Annotated in this window: 17 protein-coding genes and 1 pseudogene; 12 read left to right on the plus strand and 6 right to left on the minus strand. The window is 43.1% G+C overall.

What is annotated here, in order from left to right; genetic code table 11:
* Positions 1-10: 10 nt before the first annotated feature.
* Positions 11-1,444: a phosphoglucomutase/phosphomannomutase family protein gene (locus myaer_RS13680; RefSeq protein WP_046662498.1), complete on the minus strand. Its 1,434-nt coding sequence runs from the start codon at positions 1,442-1,444 to the stop codon at positions 11-13.
* Between the two features lie 68 nt (positions 1,445-1,512).
* On the minus strand, positions 1,513-1,857 hold the full coding sequence (locus myaer_RS13685) for a hypothetical protein (protein WP_046662499.1): 345 nt from the start codon (positions 1,855-1,857) through the stop codon (positions 1,513-1,515).
* Positions 1,858-2,230: 373 nt separating this feature from the next.
* Between myaer_RS13685 and myaer_RS13690 the strand changes: the two genes are divergently transcribed.
* Positions 2,231-3,064 (plus strand): photosystem II manganese-stabilizing polypeptide, encoded by an 834-nt coding sequence (locus tag myaer_RS13690; RefSeq protein ID WP_046662500.1) that lies wholly within the window; start codon positions 2,231-2,233, stop codon positions 3,062-3,064.
* Positions 3,065-3,731: 667 nt separating this feature from the next.
* Here the strand turns inward: myaer_RS13690 and myaer_RS13695 are convergent.
* Complete coding sequence (locus tag myaer_RS13695; protein WP_046662501.1) at positions 3,732-4,832, minus strand: type I restriction endonuclease; 1,101 nt, start codon at positions 4,830-4,832, stop codon at positions 3,732-3,734.
* A gap of 205 nt (positions 4,833-5,037) precedes the next feature.
* Between myaer_RS13695 and myaer_RS13700 the strand changes: the two genes are divergently transcribed.
* The 4 genes and pseudogenes from myaer_RS13700 (at position 5,038) to myaer_RS22060 (ending at position 6,999) form a co-directional block, all read left to right on the plus strand.
* Positions 5,038-5,487 carry a DUF29 domain-containing protein gene (locus myaer_RS13700; protein WP_046662502.1) on the plus strand — a complete coding sequence of 150 codons (450 nt, stop codon included), beginning with the start codon at positions 5,038-5,040 and terminating at the stop codon, positions 5,485-5,487.
* Positions 5,488-5,499: 12 nt separating this feature from the next.
* Entirely contained in the window at positions 5,500-6,249 is a 750-nt protein-coding gene (locus myaer_RS13705) for an amino acid ABC transporter ATP-binding protein (protein WP_046662503.1), read from the plus strand.
* 242 nt (positions 6,250-6,491) lie between these two features.
* Positions 6,492-6,614, plus strand: a pseudogene (locus myaer_RS22510) (response regulator); the annotation flags it as partial.
* A 190-nt stretch (positions 6,615-6,804) separates the two neighbouring features.
* Positions 6,805-6,999 carry a winged helix-turn-helix domain-containing protein gene (locus myaer_RS22060; protein ID WP_235614860.1) on the plus strand — a complete coding sequence of 65 codons (195 nt, stop codon included), beginning with the start codon at positions 6,805-6,807 and terminating at the stop codon, positions 6,997-6,999.
* On the opposite strand, the gene myaer_RS13715 is transcribed toward myaer_RS22060, so the two are convergent.
* Positions 6,996-7,523, minus strand: coding sequence for a DUF3011 domain-containing protein (locus myaer_RS13715; protein ID WP_046662504.1), 528 nt, complete (start codon positions 7,521-7,523; stop codon positions 6,996-6,998). The two genes, myaer_RS22060 and myaer_RS13715, sit on opposite strands and share 4 nt — an antisense overlap.
* A 145-nt stretch (positions 7,524-7,668) precedes the next feature.
* The gene (gene psbD, locus myaer_RS13720) at positions 7,669-8,724 is read right to left on the minus strand and encodes a photosystem II D2 protein (photosystem q(a) protein) (RefSeq protein ID WP_002737445.1); all 1,056 of its coding nucleotides are present in this window, start codon (positions 8,722-8,724) and stop codon (positions 7,669-7,671) included.
* A 559-nt stretch (positions 8,725-9,283) separates the two neighbouring features.
* Between psbD and myaer_RS22065 the strand changes: the two genes are divergently transcribed.
* From myaer_RS22065 to myaer_RS13755, 7 genes are all read left to right on the plus strand, one after another.
* Positions 9,284-10,597 (plus strand): DNA cytosine methyltransferase, encoded by a 1,314-nt coding sequence (locus myaer_RS22065; protein ID WP_066029916.1) that lies wholly within the window; start codon positions 9,284-9,286, stop codon positions 10,595-10,597.
* A complete protein-coding gene (locus myaer_RS13730) occupies positions 10,512-11,450 on the plus strand; it encodes a Bpu10I family restriction endonuclease (RefSeq protein WP_046662505.1) in 939 nt (312 codons plus the stop codon). Before myaer_RS22065 ends, myaer_RS13730 begins: the two co-directional genes overlap by 86 nt.
* 220 nt (positions 11,451-11,670) lie before the next feature.
* Positions 11,671-11,925: an AccI family restriction endonuclease gene (locus tag myaer_RS13735; protein WP_046662506.1), complete on the plus strand. Its 255-nt coding sequence runs from the start codon at positions 11,671-11,673 to the stop codon at positions 11,923-11,925.
* On the plus strand, positions 11,918-13,495 hold the full coding sequence (locus tag myaer_RS13740) for an HsdM family class I SAM-dependent methyltransferase (RefSeq protein WP_046662507.1): 1,578 nt from the start codon (positions 11,918-11,920) through the stop codon (positions 13,493-13,495). The genes myaer_RS13735 and myaer_RS13740 overlap by 8 nt, the downstream gene beginning before the upstream one ends.
* 302 nt (positions 13,496-13,797) lie before the next feature.
* On the plus strand, positions 13,798-14,067 hold the full coding sequence (locus myaer_RS13745) for a hypothetical protein (protein ID WP_002756830.1): 270 nt from the start codon (positions 13,798-13,800) through the stop codon (positions 14,065-14,067).
* A gap of 346 nt (positions 14,068-14,413) precedes the next feature.
* The gene (locus myaer_RS13750) at positions 14,414-15,082 is read left to right on the plus strand and encodes an energy-coupling factor ABC transporter ATP-binding protein (protein ID WP_046662508.1); all 669 of its coding nucleotides are present in this window, start codon (positions 14,414-14,416) and stop codon (positions 15,080-15,082) included.
* Between the two features lie 73 nt (positions 15,083-15,155).
* Positions 15,156-15,701, plus strand: coding sequence for an NYN domain-containing protein (locus myaer_RS13755; protein WP_174236790.1), 546 nt, complete (start codon positions 15,156-15,158; stop codon positions 15,699-15,701).
* Positions 15,702-15,845: 144 nt separating this feature from the next.
* Here the strand turns inward: myaer_RS13755 and sfsA are convergent, their stop codons facing one another.
* Complete coding sequence (gene sfsA / locus myaer_RS13760; protein WP_046662510.1) at positions 15,846-16,565, minus strand: DNA/RNA nuclease SfsA; 720 nt, start codon at positions 16,563-16,565, stop codon at positions 15,846-15,848.
* Between the last annotated feature and the right edge of the window lie 297 nt (positions 16,566-16,862).

The raw sequence follows: 16,862 nt of genomic DNA on the forward strand, positions 1-16,862 counted from the left end.
TTTCTATTGTTTAGATATAGGTAGCCCAAGATTTTGCCCAGGCGAGAATTTCATGAACTCGATCGAGGGTTGAAGATTCACAGTAGAGACGCAAAACCGGTTCTGTGCCACTAAAGCGAATTAACAACCAACTGCCATCTTCTAAACGGAATTTATAACCGTCTATAGGATTACAATCAGTCACTTGTTTACCGGCAATTTCCCTTAAGGGTTCCTGATCCAAAGCAGTAATTAACTGATGGCGAGCTTCCATATTAGCTAGGGGTAAATCAATACGATCATACTGAGAATAAAAACCAGTTTTATCCTGTAATTGCGCGTAAAGATCGCTTAGATCTTGGCCCGATTCTACCACTGCTTCCAAAACGTATAAAGCTGATAATAAGGCATCCCGTTCGGGAATGTGACTACCATAACCGACACCTCCCGACTCTTCCCCACCAATTAACACAGGAGTGGTCAACATTCGATCGGCGATATACTTATAACCGATCGGGGTTTCAAAGACCGATAAACCGTATAAACTGGCTAATTTGGGGATTAAATCGGAACCGCTCACCGTTTTCACAATTTCCCCTCTCATTCCCTTTTTGCCGGCTAAATGCTCGATTAAAATCGGGATGAGATTTTGGGTGCTTAAAAAATTCCCCCGACCATCGATCGCCGCCACTCGATCGCTATCCCCATCGAAGACCAAACCTACTCGCAAAGGGGCTAAATTTGCGCTGTGAGCCAGCTTATCGATAATTTCCGTCAAATTTCTCGGTAAAGGTTCCGGAGAGCCGCCACCGAACAAAGGATCGCGATTGCCGCGTAATTCCGTGATCCCCACCCCCAAAAGACGCTCTAAACCGGTAGCCGCCGCACCGTGCATAACATCGGAATAAACTTTTAGTTGTCCCGATTCGATCGCCTCGGCAATAGCGGCAATATTAACTTTTTGGCGTAAACCCTGACAATAACCTGACCATGGCTCAAAAGTGCTTAATTTACCCGCAGCTGCGTTAAACTGCGGCGGATTAGACAATAAAGCTTCAATTTGTTGGGTAATTTCTGGCGAGACAGAACCACCAAAATAACCTTTAACTTTCAAACCGAGATATTTAGCCGGGTTATGACTGGCGGTTAACACGATCGCACCGAGAGCATTTTCTGATCGAGCTGCCCAACTAAAAGCGGGAGTGGGAGCGTAGGATTGGGAGAGAAGCACATCAAAACCAGCTTTTTGCAGCGATTCCGCCGCAGTTTGAGCAAAATCCTCCGCCATAAACCGCCGATCATAGCCGACGATAATCGTCCGCGAACCCGTGATCTGACCATAATTATCCGCTAAAACCCGAGCCGCCAAGGGAGCGAGGAGAGCGACTCGATCGAAAGTAAAATCGGCGGCGATAATCCCGCGCCAGCCATCGGTTCCAAATTTAATCGGGTTCACGGTGGTCATGATTTATGAACTACCCCTAAAATATCCATTTTCCCAATACTGTAACCCGCTCCGTAACCTCTGGAAACTCATTTTTCTCGATCATCGGTTTTTGCCGCCGGATCGAGCGCACCGACTTCACTGGCTAATAATTTTTCCATTAACATTTGTAACTTCATCCGTTCTATATAGGGCCATCCCCCGGTTTCCTCGATATCCCGGAGTAATCCGTATAAGTCCTTACGAGTATTGGGTAAAGATGGCTCGAACATCTGCTCGCGAATTTGCCGATGTAAATTTTCTAAAGTTCGCAGCAACATTAACAAACCGTTACAATCTTGCTGATGCTCTTCGGCGATCGCTGTCACCGTCGTTACAAGGGAATGTAGTTGGCCATCTAATTGGCTGTTATCTCCCGGCAGTGCGCTATTCATGTTCCTATCTGAAAACAGTCACACCAATCATATCAGTCATCAGCTATCAGTTACTTAGAGCCTCCTGACTTGAAAGAGGGTGTGGGGTGTGGGGTGTAGGGTGTAGGGTGTGGGGTGTAGGGTGTAGGGTGTAGGGTGTGGGGAGAACAAAGCTGCCTATTGCCTATTGCCTATTGCCTATTGCCTCTTGCCTATTGCCTCTTGCCTCTTGCCTCTTGCCTCCTGTTTCCCGTCCCCTGTCCCCCATCTTCTCAATGGTCACGGATCTTTGATAAACTGAGTTTCGGTGAATTGGCCCGACCGATTCGATAATTCATCAGGCTATGGATCAAGGGTAGTAATTGTAAAGATTGACAAAGAGAGGTTGACATAGATGAGATTTCGTGCCTTGTTAGTTGCCTTTTTAGCCTTGTGCTTAGGGGTGTTGACAGCTTGTAGTGACGCGCCTAGTGCCGTCCTGAATAGAAACGAGCTAACCTATGATGAAATTTTAAACACGGGATTAGCTAACAAATGTCCCCAGATTTCCGAGTTCACCCGGGGTACTCTCCCCTTAGAACCCGGCGAAAGTTATGTGGTGACAGATTTATGCTTGGAACCCCAAGAATATTTTGTCAAGGGTGAACCCGTTAATAAGCGGGAAGCAGCCACCTTTATACCGGGTAAACTCCTAACCAGAGATACCACCAGTTTAGAACAGATGACAGCGAGTTTAACCGTAGGTGAAGACGGTGTTTTAACCCTCAAGGAAGAAGACGGTATCGATTTCCAACCCATTACCGTACAATTACCCGGAGGTGAAAGAGTTCCCTTGTTCTTTACCATTAAAGGTTTCACCGGCAAAACCGAAGCCGGATTTAGCTCGATTAACAGTTCCACCGATTTTGTAGGCGACTTTAAAGTTCCCTCCTATCGTGGCGCTGGTTTCTTGGATCCCAAAGGTCGGGGTGTGGTGACGGGTTATGATAATGCTGTCGCTTTACCCGCTAGTGCTGATAGTCAAGATTTCCAGCGTGCTAACGTCAAAGCGACGGAACTGGGTAAAGGTACTATGTCTTTACAGGTAACTAAAGTTGACGCTTCTACTGGCGAATTTGCTGGTGTTTTTGAAAGTGAACAGCCTTCTGATACAGATTTAGGCGCAAAAGATGCTGAAGAAGTGAAAATTCGCGGCATTTTCTACGGTCGTCTCGAAGCTCGTGCCTAATTAATAAATTCAGAGTTTCTGGAAATTAAGGCGAATTTCTCCCTAGAGAAGTTCGCTTTTTTTCTAAGCTTTGACACAATTAAGTTAAGTAGGTAGGTGTTAAAAACGATCAGTTCCCCCCTTATGAAATTGTAGGGCTAATTCATGAATTAGCCCTACACCTATTACCTAGCTATATTCCACTGCTAAATCGAGCGACCCCTTCGGCCTGGCTCAGGGCAAGTCTTGTTCCCCACTTAAGCCCGCCATAAAAGGCACTATTCGTTCATTAAACACTATAGGAAAGATGCCATGCAATCTTTCCTATCAAAGTAATTTCAGTTCCGGGCTGGTTCGGAGCATCTTTCAATTTGACAACGCCAGGGGGGATATATCTTCAATTTAATTATAACCAGCGACTTAGCTGAAAAGGGTGACAAAAAACTAAGTTATCTCCTCAAATCTGTTGAAGTTTTAATGAACTTCTACTTATCAGCTTTTTCCTCTCTCCTGTTTCCTGTCTCCTTTGCCTGACCACTTACTTAACCGTAACTTCCTATCCCTAGATAAAATTTTACAACTATAATCAGCGATTACTAAAAATTATATCATTAAAAACCCCGATCTGACATTAAAGAGATAGGGACTAATTATTTTAGATACTTTATGTTTTTTCTGACCTGCTTCTCTAAGTATCTTTAGTCAGATAGCGGATACGAGATTTCAGAAATTCAGCGACTCCATAAATTTCATCAAGACTGTTTATATTCGTGGTTGCTTCTTTACCAGTTTCGACGTTATCGGGAATACTGATTGATTTCTTGCCAGTTCTTTCATTGAAGCGCAGACGACAGACTGTTTTGGTTACTTTTCCATCTAAGTTGATACCAAAATAACTTCTAGTGTCTTTGAATTGAATGCGTGCGGTATTGATTTCTTCGCGTAGAATTGATTTAATAATGTAAAATCCTTCCAATTCTTCGAGGGTCGTATTAATTCCATCTCCCCCTGTTTCTTCTGGTGGAGTATCTGCTGCTGCATCAGCAGGATTTGGTTCGGGTTCTTTTCTAAAAACTTCCTCAAATTTTTCTTTGATGATATCATTGATATACTCTTTGAGAGAACGCTTAATAATTTCTGTGAATTTTTCGACAACCGATGCAGTTCTCACTCCAGAATACACATGACTAACAAAAAACTTAACAAAGTCGGGGGAAGGATCATTTAATTGCTGGGCAATCACTTTTTTAACTTCTTTGGTGTACAATAAATTGCGAGCAGCCTCTTTTATTTTGCCAGAATTGAAGTCAGATGTGCTAGTGCTAGATTTAGAAAATCGTTTTAATTCGTTAACAGAAGATTCGTCAAAGTCGAGGATGTTAAACTCAAAAAATGGCTTATCGTCCATGATATTATCCTTGACAGTATCCGTATAAAAACGATAGATAATCCCATTAGTTAAAACTCCAAAGTTAGCTCCAGTTGCATTAAAATATCGATGCAGTTGGGAACTATGTTTAGGATGCTCAAGATTTTGATGACAGCTTTTACATTCCATCAAAATAATCGGTTGATTGTCCAAACAAATAGCATAATCTACTTTTTCCCCTTTTAATCCAGTTAAATCGGCACTATATTCGGGGTGAACTTCCATCGGATTGAATACATCGTAACCCCATGCTTGCAAAAAAGGCATAATAAAAGCTGTTTTGGTTGCCTGTTCGTTTTGGATTTGAGAACGAGAGGTTTCAACTTTTTGAGCAATTTCTTTGAGTTTATCGATTTCCATGATAGCCTCATTATCTAGGATGTGTGATTTATCTTCTCAGCCTAACCATAATTTAACCTTTTTTTTACCTCATGGTCAAGCATTTTTGACAGTCATCATCATTAATTCAAGAATATTTACACTAATCCAGCGCCATTCGGATATTTTATGCTATCATTAGTAGGAACGGGTTATGTTTAATAATGTCCCCATTTGATCAAAGACAATGCTTGCTTTAGAACAGCTTTATGAACGGGAGTATGATCGCTGGTTAAGTGAGACGATCGAGTTATTAAAAAATCGTCAGTTCGATCGGGTAGATTACGAACATTTAATCGAGGAGTTGGCAGCTTGGGGACGAAGGGAAAAAACTACTGTTAAAAGTTTAAGTTTATCGATAATAATCCAGCTGTTACTCTATCAATTTTGGACAACAGAAAGAGAAAGAAATAGTAATCATTGGGCGGCAGAGATTATCACTTTTCGAGTACAATTAGAAGATAAGCTCACAAGCGATTTAAGCAAATTTATAGAACTAGAGTTAGACAATATCTATGAAAACGCCCGCTTAATTGCCGAAAAAAAGACAGGATTAAAAAATTTACCGATAATTTGCCCCTATTCTCTGACACAAATTCTTGAGAAACAGTGGTTTCCCGATACAGACAATCAATAAACTCTCAAAAATATGGAATCTCACAACAGTGAACCGATTATAATTGCCGAAGCTGTGGAAAAATGGTACGATAACCGCTTTCATGCTTTGCGGGGAGTCAATCTCACCGTTAATAAACAGGAAGTTGTGGTGATTATGGGGCCGTCTGGTTCAGGAAAATCCACCTTTATCCGCACTTTTAACGGGTTGGAATCCTATCAAAAAGGCCGCATTATTATTGACGGAATAACTGTCTCCCACAACCTGAAAAATATCGAGGCAATCCGTCAGGAAGTCGGCATGGTTTTTCAACAATTTAACCTCTTTCCCCATCTGACGGTATTAGATAATGTCACCCTCGGTCCGATGTGGGTGCGCGGTTGGAAAAAAGCGCAAGCGGAGGAAATAGCGAGAAAACTCCTCGAAAAAGTTGGTATTCTCGAACAAGCGCTTAAATATCCCCCTCAGTTATCGGGAGGACAACAGCAGCGGGTGGCAATCGTTCGCGCTTTGGCCATGCAGCCGAAGGTGATGTTATTCGATGAACCCACCTCAGCTTTAGACCCAGAAATGGTGCGAGAAGTCTTGGAAACGATGCAAAGTTTAGCCAAATCGGGGATGACCATGGTTTGTGTCACCCACGAGGTAGGATTCGCGCGAGAAGTGGCCGATCGAGTGGTATTTATGGATCAGGGTTTAATTTTGGAAATTGCCCCCCCAGCAGAATTTTTTAATAATCCTCAATCCGATCGAACTCAGCAATTTTTAGCAAAAATTCTTTGATTTTCAGTGGGAGAGTATCGACAAAGTAAACCTTCAAATAGGTGTAGGAGCTTTTAAAATTTACTGACACACCAAAAAAAGTTTTTAATAAGTAACCTGAGTTCGGGATAAGCTAAAACCCTGATGCTACCGTAGCCTGAAACTCCTATTCTTTCGTGGAAGCTATGGCAAAATTCCCTTATCCCGAACTGACGTTAGAATACATCAGGGCCAGCGATTACGACCTGTTACTATTAGATGTCATGTTGCCGCAATTAGATGGCATTAGTTTTTGTCAACAATTGCGATCGCGTGGTGATCAGATGCCGATCCTAATGGTGACGGCCCGGTATACAGTTAGCGATAAAATTTCTGGTTTAGATGCAGGAGCCGACGACTATATCGTTAAACCGGTGGATTTAGGGGAATTATTCGCCAGGGTGCGGGCTTTACTCCGTCGCAATGTGGCCTCGCTGCCGCCGATTTTAGAATGGGGTCATTTACGCCTAGATCCCGGGTTATGCCGGCGTTGCCATCCATCTCACCCCCAAAGAATACTGTATTTTAGAACTGCTGCTGCGCCACGGTTATCGCTTAATCAGTCGCCGCACCATTATCCAGCACGTTTGGCCGATGGGGGAATCCGTGGAGGAAGATACGGTCAAGGTTCACCTGCGCGCACTACGACAAAAGCTAAAAGCGGCAGGAGCGTCCGAAAATTTTATCGAAACCGTCCACGGTGTCGGCTATCGTCTCTGTAAAATCGACTAACCCCGATCCTCACAAACAAAGTCCACTACTCGATCGATTTCCCGGGATGAGCGGATGCGACGACTACCGCTGCCGAGTTCGCCGCCACGACAATTGGCCCACCAACGCTCGCGACTGCCATTGACAATCGCGTCAAATTCTCTAATTCTGCCACTATCATAATAACTGCGGCGATCGACGACAAAACGACCGATATTGGGGAGGCGAAATTCTTCATAAACATTACCTTCCCAACCGCCACCAACATTACCGTGATGGTCGTCCATGCGTACCTCAAACTCGCCCCGACAACCATTTATGACCACAATATTGCCGTTTTGGAAATCCCAATTACCCTCACAGGGAGCAGCGGAGCGAGTGCGGGTTAATCTCACCTGGGCCCATCGAGCATTGACGGGACAGCGAGTAGTGCGACCGCTTTGACTTTCACAATTAATTCTCATGGTTCTGGCCGCTGCTGGCTCGCTCCCTAGGGGATAAATTAGCAACAAACCGAGACTAGATAATAAAATTTGGCGAAACATTGTCTTAATCTCCAAGAAATTCTCTAGTTTATCTTACAGGGGTATCCAGAAAATGAGTAGTAGTGCTTGAAGTGCGTTAATCAACAAAAAAGAAGGGTGATTTAACTTCACCCTTCCCCCTATTCGGTAAATTTTCTTGCCATCCTTAGAGAGCGTTACCGCGAGGTAATACTTCTTCAGGGAAGATAAAGTTTTCGTGGGGTTGGTCTTGGGGAGCCATCCAAGCTCTCAGACCTTCGTTAAGCAGAATATTTTTAGTGTAGAAGGTTTCAAATTCCGGGTCTTCCGCCGCTCTCAATTCCTGAGAAACGAAGTCATAGGCCCGTAGATTAAGCGCTAATCCCACTACACCCACAGCACTCATCCATAAACCAGTCACGGGGACAAAGAGCATGAAGAAGTGTAACCAACGTTTGTTGGAGAAAGCGATGCCGAAGATTTGCGACCAGAAACGGTTCGCAGTGACCATGGAGTAGGTTTCTTCCGCTTGGGTGGGTTCAAAAGCCCGGAAAGTGTTGGAACCTTCACCGTCTTCAAACAGGGTATTTTCTACCGTCGCTCCGTGAATAGCACAGAGAAGCGCACCACCGAGGATACCGGCTACACCCATCATGTGGAAGGGGTTCAGGGTCCAGTTGTGGAAGCCTTGGAAGAAGAGAATAAAACGGAAGATACCAGCCACGCCGAAGCTAGGGGCAAAGAACCAGCTAGACTGACCGAGGGGGTACATCAGGAAGACACTGACGAACACCGCAATCGGGCCAGAGAAGGCGAGGGCGTTGTAGGGACGAATGCCGACTAAACGGGCGATTTCAAACTGACGTAGCATGAAGCCAATCAAGCCGAAAGCACCGTGCAGGGCGACAAAGGGCCATAAACCGCCGATTTGACACCAACGGGTGAAGTTACCTTGGGCTTCCGGTCCCCAGAGAAAGAGGATGGAGTGACCGAAGGCATCGGCGGGGGTGGAGACGGCTACAGTCAGGAAGTTGCCGCCTTCCAGGTAGGAACTGGCTAACCCGTGGGTGTACCAGGAGGTGACGAAGGTGGTGCCGGTTAACCATCCACCTAGGGCCATGAAGGCGCAGGGGAAGAGTAGTAAACCAGACCAACCGATGAAGACGAAACGGTCTCTTTTGAGCCAGTCATCGAGAGCATCAAACAGCCCTCTTTCTGGGGCGCGTCCGACAGCAATGGTCATGGGGGTTTTCTCCGAAAAATGTATATTATTGCTAAGATTCCGCGCTCTCTTCTCCATCTATCCGAGCAGGCCAGCAGATGTGTAGAAGAATTGTGAGAAATCTTTACTTTTCTTAACTTACACTATATTGGAAAAAATGGCTAATGTTTTTTAGGTCGATCTTAAGAAAATCTAAAATTTTTCGGGGAGACCACTTGCTGGGCGTTGCGGGAGGAGACCACTTCGTGCGCGTTGCGGGGGGATTTGGGGAGATGGGGAGATATGCCGCCTCAATTGCTTGGTATTGTCGTCTTCACGTCTTGAGTGGAATGCTGGACACCTCTGTGGGGTAATTATCCCCAAATTGAGGTGATTAAACCGCACGGTGCGCTATTAAGTCCTATTAAGGGGTGTTAGACCGATGGCAGTGGGATACTATAATAGAGGGGGTTGCTCGATCGCAGGGGGCGGTATAATTAATAGTTAGCGCAGCCATGTCTTCCCACAATCCCTTCTTAAGTGGTAGAATACACGTTCTAATTATGGTTGTGTTTTAGGTGAAAATGAAAAGGGATTGAGAATGGATGTAAAGCAGTTAAAGGTGATCGACCTTTTTGCGGGTGCGGGTGGGTTTGGTCTAGGGTTTAAGTTGGCTGGGTATGATTTATTATGCTCGCTGGAATTTGATCAATGGGCTTGTGATACCTTAAGAGAGAATGATAAACAGCAGGTTGTTGTAGAGAAAGATATTCGTGATTTCCAAGCACCTGATGAAATCAAGTCTGTTTGTTCTATTACGCCTGACTTAATCATTGGAGGGCCACCTTGTCAAGGCTTTAGTATTGCTGGTCCAGCGCAAAAAGATCCAAAGGATCCTCGAAACAGCTTGTTTGTTGATTTTGCTCGATGGGTTGAATATTTACAACCTACAGCCTTTGTAATGGAGAATGTAAAAGGGTTATTGTCACGAAACAATGCGGCACATGAGCGCGTGATAGACATTATCCAAAACACATTTGAAAATATTGGTTACAGTGTAGAACTTTGGGTATTGAATGCCGCCAATTTCGGTGTGCCTCAAACTAGGGAAAGAATATTCATTGTTGGAAACAATTTAGGTATAGATAAAATCGGGGAACCCCAAATAAACCATAATCTAGATATCACAGGTTATCCAGAACAAAATGAACAATTATCATCATTCCCAAAGGGAGAATTTTCTCTTGTCCCCGCGATAACTTTGTGGGACGCAATATCTGACTTGCCAAATCTACAAGCTAGTGAAGGGTGCGAGGTGCAGGCATATTTGCATAGACCGACAAATTCTTATCAGGAATGGGCAAGAGAAAATTCTAATGTGCTGTTCAATCATGTAGCAATGAATCATTCACCTCGTCTGGTCGAAAGATTCAAACATATAGGATGGGGGGAATCAAGCGCAGATGTCCCTCCAGAACACATGCCACGCACACGTAACGGCAATGGCAATCTGTCTCATCAGGCTTATGACCAGAACAATCGCAGGTTGCATCCTTATAAACCGTCTCATACCATTGCCGCTTCTTTCTATGCCAACTTTATACATCCTTTTCAACACAGAAATATTACGGCACGAGAAGGAGCACGCCTTCAATCATTCCCTGATTGGTACAGATTTATGGGCAAGAAAACAACTCCTTCCCATAAATTACTAAAACGCGAAGGGCGGTTGGAAGATGCCCATTTATGCCAATATAACCAAATAGGCAATGCCGTTCCACCTTTGTTAGCTAGAGCGATAGCAATTCATTTACGCAAGGAGTTGTTTGATGTTAGTACACGGTTCCAATCTGCTTCAAAAAGAAGCACATCAGACGAAATACTTGGACGCAGAGAGCCGTCAATACCTCGCTGAGATTAGAGAAAAATACAATGCTTGGCATCTAGCCAATGCCCAGTTAATTGGGCCATCTGCGAAGTGCCTAGATCAGGATCAAGAAATAGTTCAACAACGTGTTGTTCTGCTTGAAGAGTATAAAGATTTTCTTGATCAACAACATTATGCAGAAAAGTTTGACTCTCGCTCTAATCTTCATTCCTCTGTTCTGGAAGAATTTTTGTACTACTTGTTCCGGGATTTAGTAGCAGACTTTGGGAAAAACGCACTTATCGGCAAATCCCATGCCTTCAAGGACATATTTTTTACCCCACCTAATTATCAAGGTATGATGGAACGTGCTCATGCTCGCATTGAGCGCAAAGATCATGACTTTGTAATTGGGGTAACCATATCGGCAAACCTTGATTTGAAGACAAATCGCGACCATGAAAAGGATGGGCAATTGAGAATTGCAGAGGAACCGGGCGAATATACTGCGCGTTGGCAAGAAAACTCTGAAATACACTACTTTGATATAGCTGCTGTAGCTATTGAATGCAAAACGTATCTGGATAAGACAATGCTTGAAGGGTCATCGCGTGCTGCTGAACAATTGAAAGCTCGTAACCCTAATTCTTTGTACATAGTTGTCATGGAATGGCTTAAGCTTACCAGTGCCGTCAATCTCCACAAGTATGAGGTTGATCAAATATACGTTTTTCGGAAACAGAAAAACACAGACAGGGAATTTCGATTTGCTGGCAGTTACCACAAGAAACCTATTGATCCCAATGTCGTATGGCATCTGTATAAAACTGTCCGCAATCACCTTACAAAAGATTGGGAAGGTGGGGTAGAACAAGGATTAGAGCGGGGGTGGTTACTCTAGAGCGATCGCAGATATTGTCGGGTGCATTAACCAAATCTAACGCAGCCTTTGATCGCTATCGCTGTAGTCAAGAGTGCAATCTCCGATCTTTTTGGGTGCGTTAATAAAATGTAACGCGCCTTATTTTGTTTTAACGCAAGCGATTGTCTCGCAGTAGATTCAGATCGGGTATAATGCCAGATAAGGCAGCAATTTAAGAAAATTTACAATCAAGGATATTTTGGCACTGGTTTCAAACGATAACAATGATGGAAATAATTTTTCAATAGAAAGAGATGTAAAAAATCAAGGTAAAACTACGATCAAGATCAATGGGCAAATTGGAAAAGAAGTCATTGGAAAAATTGATATGCCTGAACACAAATCAGCTAGGAAAGAATTAGACCGAGTACGTCTGCTTTTTTATGTGACTTTTGCAGGCGGCAAGGGATACCTTGATAATAAAATATTTCTAAGGGATGTTATTAATGCGTGAGTTAAAATATATAGCTGAAACTCCACTTAATCATAGGAAGGATTACGGTCAGTTTTTTACACCTATGTGCGTTGCTCGCCTCATGGTACAGTGGGTTTTAAAAGATAATCCAGAAACAGTATTAGACCCAGCGTTTGGCTTAGGCGTTTTTTATGATGAAGCAATAAAAATACCTTCAGGTAATCAAGTACATTTCATTGGATATGAGATTGATAGAAATATATTTGAGTTTCTCAATCGTAATGGTGACAGTCCTTATTTGAGAGTTATCAATAGTGATTACCTCGAAGCTGAAACTGAAAAATTTGACGGTATCATTTGTAATCCACCATATATGCGATTTCAGAAATTTCTTAAGCGTCATGATATATTACCAAAAATTGAAGAAAAAATAGGGAAGAAACTTATCGGTTACTCTAATATCTCTTCCGTATTCCTTGTCAAGTCTTTAAGAGAACTTAAAATCAATGGTAACTTGGCATATATTATGCCTTTTGAGTTTTTTAATACTGGCTACGGACAAGAAATCAAAAAAAGTCTCCTTGAAAATCATTTATTGAAGCAAATAATAATCTTTGACAATGAAAAAGAAATTTTCCCAGAGGCAACGACAACTGTTTGTGTGCTTCTTTGTAAAAATGACGGAAAAAAAGAAACCATTAAAATTTTACAGATCAAAAAAAGTGATGAAATAGATAAAATATCTGATATTAGTAAATTCTATCAGTGGGAAATCGAACCATCGAATTTACCATACAACCAAAAGTGGACACCTATTATTTCATCATTGTTCACTGAACAAGTATCTCCAAATGGCTTCTGTAAGTTGTCCCTATACGGTACGTTTACGAGAGGTATTGCTACTGGCGCAAATGAATTTTTTGCGTTAAAAAAATCAAAAATTGAGCAACGGAAGTTGAGTGATAATAATATTTGTAAGTGTATTACAAAAAGCTCTCAAATCCGCAAAGCAATATTTACTGAGCATGATTTTAATATACTATACAATGAGGATAAGCCAGTCCATTGTTTAGATGTAAAAGACCACGACAACTCCGAAATACGAAATTACATAAAAGAAGGCGAAAAATTGGGATACCATGGGAGGTATCTTACAAAAACAAGGAAGACTTGGTACAAAATTGAAAAGAGAAAACCGGCTCCAATTTTATTCGGAGTCTTTAGCAGGGGCAGGTTAAAAGTAATACGCAATTTCACAACAGCAATAAATTTTACCTGCTTTCATTCCTTTTATCCAAATAAATTCGGAGAACAATTTATTAATAAATTATTTGTGTATTTGCTCAGTGATATTGGACAGGAAATAATAAAAATCAATAAACGAAGTTATGGTGATGAATTAGACAAGTTTGAACCAAGGGATTTGAATGATAGCTTATGTCCAAGCCAGAAACAATTTGAAATGATCAGTGATGAAGATGCTGAAGAAGTAATTAGTATTGCACAAAATGATCACAAAAAAGCAATTCTCATGAGTAATGCTCTGATCAAAAGACTTATGGACTCCCAACAATGCGCTGCACCAGACGGCAATTCCGCCGCACCCTAAGTGCGATCGCCGTTGTGCTGTAGCTGTAGGGTGCGTTCCCTGATGCAACTCCTACTGCTGCACCGATAGATTTTTGGGGAACGCACCATGCTCATTCATTCAAGCAAGTGATTGCCAGCTAACAACGCCTCTGCACACCGACTGCCGAGAGTCAATCGGTTATGATGCTAGGGTTATCCCCACAGTGAACAGCAATCAGTGAACTGAAAACTCACATCTGATCACTGATCACTGATCACTGACTTCCCAAGCCCTGCTATACAATGGTTTTTGATTTGTTTTTTGGAAGGGAACGCTAAACTATGTATTCGATCGATATTACCCTGAAACTCTCCCCCATCCCCATTTCCGTGCAGCGCAAGGAAGAAGCAGCAGCAGACGCTTTGTATCAAACAATTATTAACGCTATGCGATCGCCGAATCCGGAATTATTAGAATTAACCTGCGAAAAACAAACCGATAAAAAGGTGGCGGTTTTGAGCGATCAGATCAGTGCGGTGATTGTGTCACAAAAATCCGGGGCTGCCTCCACTGGTAGAGCGCCGGGGTTTGTCGCTTTAGCCACAGAATAGTTCTTTAATCAGTTATCAGTGAGCAGTAATCAGTAATCAGTGACAAGAAAACGGCAACCGCCTACATAACACTTTCCACTGAAAACTCAAAACTCAAATCTGATAACTGATAAGCTGTTCATAATTTAAATTGCTTGTTGAGACGAGGCAATAGGCTTCGGCCGTGAGCTCAGCCGAACGGCAAGAGGCAACAGTAAAGGGATTGGAGGAGATTCGGCTGATCATTAAGAATAAGCGGTTTAAATAAGTCTTAGCTTAACTGATAACTGATAACTGATAACTGATAACTGATAACTGATAACTGATAACTGATAACTGATAACTGATAACTGATAACTGATAATTCATGACTATAAAAGTAAAAGATCTCTGGTTTAGCTGGCCGAATGGGAAATCAGTATTAAATGGCTGCTCTTTGCAAGTTCCCAGAGGGGAATTTTGGATGTTGTTGGGGACAAATGGCAGCGGTAAATCAACCCTGCTGCGGCTCTTAGCGGGATTATTAAAACCTAGTCGCGGGGAAATAGAGATACCTAACCCCCTCGGTTTTGTTTTTCAAAATCCCGACCATCAGTTAGTTATGCCAACAGTGGGGGCAGATGTGGCTTTTGGGTTGGTATCCGAGGGTTTATCCACGCCAGCAATTCGGGCCCGGGTGAGGGAATCCCTAGGGGCGGTGAATTTATTAGAAATGGAAAAACGACCGATCTATGCTCTCAGTGGCGGACAAAAGCAAAGAATCGCCATTGCGGGGGCTTTAGCTCGTCATTGCGAGGTTTTGCTCTTTGATGAACCCACCGCCCTTTTGGATGGGGATACTCAGTTAGAATTAGTCTCTCAAGTGCAGAAATTGGTCAAAAACCGGGGGATTACGGCCCTTTGGGTGACGCACCGCCTTGATGAATTGGATTACAGCGATGGAGCATTTTTGTTAGAGGGGGGCAAGGTAACGGATCGGGGAAATCCCCTAGAATTAAAAGCGAGATTATTGGCCAGTGCGGCGGGAGAATCCTAAATTTTTTGTTAATATCATTAGGATGCTGTTTTTTAGAACTGCCCTTAATGCCACACAAATTACTCTCAAAGCCATGCTTAATTCTTCCGATCGTTCTCTCCTGCTGGTTGACGGCTACAACGTCATCGGCGCTTGGTCGTCCCTGAAAAAAATCAGCGATCGCCATGGTCTCGAACCGGCGCGAGACAAGTTAATTGAAACCCTAATCGGTTACACCCACCATCAGGGTTATCAAACCCAAATCGTCTTCGATTCCTACTTTCAAGACACCCCCGGCAGCCAGGAACGCTACACTAACCATTTATCGGTTTATTTTACCGCTCACGCTCAAACCGCCGACACCTATATCGAGAAAACCTGCGCCGATTTTTGGTACAATCGCGCCCCGGCTATCGGACGCATTATCGTCGCTACCTCTGATAATGCCCAAAAAATGACCGTTATGGGTTATGGGGCCCAGTGGATTTCCGCTCAACGTCTGGAAATCGAGGTGGATTTAACCGGTCGTCGTCTGAGAAAATCCCAGAGTTCTTCTCAAAGTCCCAAAGGGCGTTTTTTATTCCATTCTCTCGATGCTCAGGTGCAACAGAAATTAGAGAAAATGCGCCACGGAATTTAGTTATCAAAAACCTTGACAAATTACCTCAAATATGTATCGACAAAATCACCAGTAGAGGCACAGGTAACTGTGTCTCTAAGCTTTTCAAGGTCAGTTGCGGTTCAGGGGATTTTGTCAAAAGCTGGTCCCTCTAAACCACTGGTTTCACAGTTGCAATTGTGCTAAACCTAAATAATTAATTCCCGTGGGTGTCACTTGGAAGCGACAGGGTAAAACCTTGACTCCTTTAGCCACTGCTTGACGCAATAACTGCCCGTATTTAGCATCTTTACTATCCCCCGGAGCAAATCGGTCACAATCACCCCGATTGATAAAGTAGAGCATAATCGCTTCCGCTGCCGGCAATAAAGCCATTAATTCCTGTAAATGCTTCTGTCCCCGCGTGGTGACAGTATCGGGAAAAAGTGCCGTTTCTCCCTGATTCCAAGTGGTATTTTTGACCTCGATATAGGTGAGAGAATTATCCCCATGGCTCAAAAGAAAATCAATTCTACTGCCATTATTTTGACCGTAGGCCACTTCCGATCGCACCTCGGTGTCATTTTTGACCAAATCGGGAAAAACCCCTTGCAACAGGGCATTTTTCACCACCTGATTAGGAAGATTGGTATTAACTCCCACCCAAGTCTCCCCCAGTTGAATCATCTCCCAGGTGTAAGCTAATTTTCGCTTCGGGTTATCACTGCGAGAAAGATAAACCAGTTGACCTTCTACGCATACATCCGTCATCGGTCCGGTATTAGCGCAATGGGCCGTAATTAATTCTCCGTTGTCCAATTGTATCTCGGCAAAAAAGCGTTTGTAACGTTTAATTAAAATACCCTTGACAAGAGAAGGGTATGTGTGAACCAACAAGGAAGTCATCAAATTTTCGCCTGGCTATATAAGGTAAAGAATAGCCTTTTTTTGGGATCTTAACCTTAGTTTTGCGAGAAAATAGCTGATAGTCCCCAGTCAATCCTCAAAACCTCAAGGAGTGACAGAACAGTTAAAGAGCTTGAAATCGCTATGTCTTTCGGGAGAACGATTAGATTCTTGGCTCTCTTAGGTTTGGTGGGCAAAATGTATTCTAAGATACATTCTTCCTAGCGAGCGAGTGGAAGGAACCACAAAGACACAAAGGACACAAAGATTGATCGATCCTATATAAGTTAAACTTAT

It is taken from the genome of Microcystis aeruginosa NIES-2549 (assembly GCF_000981785.2).
Taxonomy (GTDB): Bacteria; Cyanobacteriota; Cyanobacteriia; order Cyanobacteriales; family Microcystaceae; genus Microcystis; species Microcystis aeruginosa_C.